The following is a 3,545-nucleotide window of genomic DNA, read 5'->3' as shown; positions in this document are numbered from 1 at the left end:
GTGGGGCGGTGAGACAGGGGACGGGGCAGCGGACGGTGGCGCGGTGGTGCGGGCGGGCTAACCGGCCGCCCCCGGCAGGCGGAAGGGGAAGAACACCGAGCGGACGGGGTCTCCGCCCACCAGGTGCAGTCCGGCGTCGGTGACGACCAGCCGGTGGTGGGCGTCGGGCCCGAGGCCGGAGGTGGCGTCGCGGAAGGCGTCCAGGCTCTTCGCCGTGCCGATCCACCCGGTGTCGCCGCGCAGCACCGTGCCGGTGGCGTCGTGGACGAAGTCGGCGCCGTACCGGACCCATCCGGCCGGGTGCAGCGGACGCCCGTCGGGCAGGACCAGCGTGCCGTCCGGGTTGGCGTGGAAGAACGTCTGCTCGTCCGCTCCCGGGGCGCGCCGGCCGAAGCGCTGGACGGTGGTGGAGCGCTCCGCGTCCGCGGGGGGCGCCACGGTGGTGGTCAGCTCCTCGGCGCCCGGCCGGCGGGGCCGGTCGCCCAGGTCGACGGTCGGCGCTGCCGCCGCCGGCGGTTCGGCGGCAGGCGTCAGCGCCATCAGGGTCGCGGTCACCAGATCACGGGTGACGACCTGGGGGGTGGTCCGGGTGGCGGTCTGGGGCAGCGGTTCCGGCAGGCCCGGGATCGAGTCGTGGACAGCGGCTGCCGCCTGCCGCACGGCGTCGAGGGTGGCGACGCGGTCCGCCGTGCGGGCGTCGCTGTCGGAGCGGGCGCGCGCCAGGTCGCCCAGGGTCGTGGTCAGCTCGGCCTCGGCGCTCTCGTGCTGCTCCCGGCGGTCGGCGACATCCCGCCGGGCCGTGTTCAGCGCGGTGGTCGCGTCGGCGACGGCGGCGCGACCGGTGTTGGCGGTGGTGTCGCGTGCCTGGGTCGCCTCGCGCAGCGTGGTCTCCAGCGCGGTGTGGCCGCTGCGTGCTCCGTCGAGCTGTCGTGTGAGGTCGGCCTGGGCCGTCTGCTGCGTGGTGAGTCGCTGCGCGAGGCGGGCGGAGTCGGTGGACCGGCGCCCGGCGCCGCTGCCGCCGCGGCCCCGGTTCTGCTGCGCGGCGCGCTCCACCTGCTGCTGCGCCTCACGGACCGCTGCCGTCGCCTGGGCCAGTTGCGTCTCCAGCCGGGTGATCCGTTCGCGGCTGTTCGTCACGGCGGCCTCGGCGCGGTCCACGGCGGTCTGTGCCGCGCGGTCGTTCCGTGCCGCGGTGTCGCGGGCGGCCGTCAGCGCGTCGGCGGCGGTGGCCTCCGCGCGCGTGGCCCGCTCGAGCGCGGTGCTGGTGTCCGTCACGGCCTGGCGGGCCGCCGGGAGCGCGCTGAGGTGTTCGGTGGCGGCTCGCTGGGCGTCCAGATCGGCCCGGACCGCCGCCGTGTGCGTCTCCACGGTCGCGAGGGCCGCGTGGGTGGCCCCGCCGGCGGGGCGGGTGAGGGCGCCGGAGGCGTCGAAGGAGACGTGCTGGGTGCCGTCGGCCGTGCGCAGGACCAGGTCGACGGGGCGGCCGGCGCCGCTCGCCACCGCACCGGCGAGGTGGAGGACCCGGGGGAGTTCGGCGCTGTCGGAGCGGCCGAGGGAGAACCACAGCCGCGCGGTCGCGCCGGGGGCGACCGATGCCGCGACCTGGCCGGCGATCCGTGCCACGTCCGCCGCGCGGTCCTGCTGGTGCCAGTCCGTGGGCAGCGTGGAACCGTCCGCCGTCCGAGGAGCGAGCGCGGACCGGAGGTCGAGGTCGGAGCCGTGGGGGCCCGCGTCGAGGATGCCGAGGCCCAGGAGGTCCTGCGGGTTGAGGGAGACCCGGGAGGTGCCGACCACCCAGCGCTTGCCCTTGCTGCCGGACACCTCGATCAGCAGATCGGCGCTGACGGTCTGTGAGAGGTCCACCCAGGGGGCGTTTCCGCCACGCGCCGCGCCGTCGTTCGCCGCGCCGTCCGTCGCCGGCGCGTCCGTCGCCGCGCCGGGGAGCAGCGCGGACCGGTTGCTGTAGTAGTGGTCGGTGGTCTTCGCCTTGCCGTGGCGGTGGTCCGTGGCGCCCGGGGGCGGCACCGGGCGGGTGAAGACTCCGTGGTGTCCCGGCCCCTTGGTGGGCCGGAACTCCCACAGCCCCTGCCACCCGCGGTTGTGGGCGCTGCTCGACTGCGCGGAGCTGGAGCGGCTCGACATGTGGTCGATCACCATGCCGGGGTGGCCCGGTTCGTGGCGGATGTTGTGGAAGCTGAGGCGCACCTGTGGCGTGGCTCCGGTGCCGGCCGAACCGTCACCGGGGAAGGCGCCGGGGACGGTGCCCAGTGAGAAGTGGCTCGGCAGGGCCTGTCCATCGCGTGTGGCACGGTCGGCGACCAGGGACGCCAGGAGCACGTTCACCTGGTGCAGGGGGGTGCCGCCCTCGGAGTTCCCGGGCGAGAGCAGCCGCGACGGTGACCAGTCGGGCTGGACCTCCCGGAGCGCCCGCAGCAGCATGCCGTCGGCGTTGAAGGACCAGAAGTAGGCGGCGTGGACGGCCAGGGGCTGGGGGACGTCGAACCGGCCCGCGAAGTCGCTCAGCCGGGCCGGGTGCCGGTGCAGCACCTGCGGGTCGACGGGACCCGCCGGGCGCTGCCCGTCGTCGGGACGGGTGCCGATGAACCGCAGGGTGGCCTCGGCGGGGACCGTGACCGGGCCGCCCGGGCGCGTGGTGTTCCGGCCGGTGGGCCCGGTGTCCCCCGGCGTCCTCATCTCGACGGCGTCGGTCCGGTCGGGCGTGTCGCTGCCGCTGTCGAGGAGATGGGTCAGGGCGTTCCAGGCCGGGCGCATCGCCTCGTGGGTGGTCCACAGCAGGGTTCCCGGCAGGTTGGTGGGCAGGTTGTGTGCCGAGGTGTTGGTCAGGGTCGCGACGAGGGTGAACGGGACGCCGCCGAAGTCACCGACGGCCGCACTCCGGAGCCAGGAGGTGTCGGTCGCCTCGGTCAGCGTCGTGAGCATGCCGGCCTGGGCCGTGAAGCCGGTGACGCCACCGCCCATGCGCTGTGTCAGCAGCCCGCGCAGCTCCCTCATCTCGGGGGGCATCCGTCCCTCGTCCTGTGTCAGGAACCGTGACATCCACTTGAAGGTCAGCTGGTGGATCAGGGAGTCCGTCTCCTCGACCGTCAGCTGCTCCGGAGTGACGGTGTTCCGCTGGTCCAGCGAACCGGCCACGGGGCGGCCGCGCAGTGCCTCGCGTGCGGCCGCGCCGGCGTCGAGCTCGGCGCGGACGTGCACCGTGATCAGCCGGGTGCTGCCGTCCTGCTGGTGGACGAAGCGTAGCGAGTGGCCCTGCGCGCCCCGGCCGGGCAGTGACTCCAGCGTCTCCTGGCTGGTCAGCCAGGAGACGGCGGTCAGCAGGTTGCGGCTGTAGCCGAGGGTGCCGGGGGTGAAGATGTTCCGGTCGACGCCCTGGAGCAGGCCCATCACCTCGGTGCGCATCGCGTCCCGCCGCGGGTTGCCGTCCCGGTCCAGCTGGGTGAGCCCCACGGCCGTGCCGGTGTCGAGGTCGCCGTTCTCGACGAACCAGGACGGGGCCAGCAGGTCGGTGGGCGGCGGCGGCGTGG

Annotated in this window: 1 protein-coding gene; it reads right to left on the bottom strand. The window is 75.3% G+C overall.

Annotated elements, in window-relative coordinates:
• Positions 1 to 57 precede the first annotated feature (57 nt).
• Positions 58 to 3,545 (bottom strand): hypothetical protein (locus tag E0D90_RS26845; protein ID WP_157996939.1); only part of this gene is annotated, 3,488 nt, incomplete at its 5' end.

It is taken from the genome of Streptomyces otsuchiensis, from assembly GCF_004305975.1.
GTDB classification, from domain to species: Bacteria; Actinomycetota; Actinomycetes; order Streptomycetales; family Streptomycetaceae; genus Streptomyces; species Streptomyces otsuchiensis.
The sequence above is the reverse complement of the archived record's forward strand: the minus strand, read 5'-3'. Positions and strand labels throughout refer to the sequence as shown.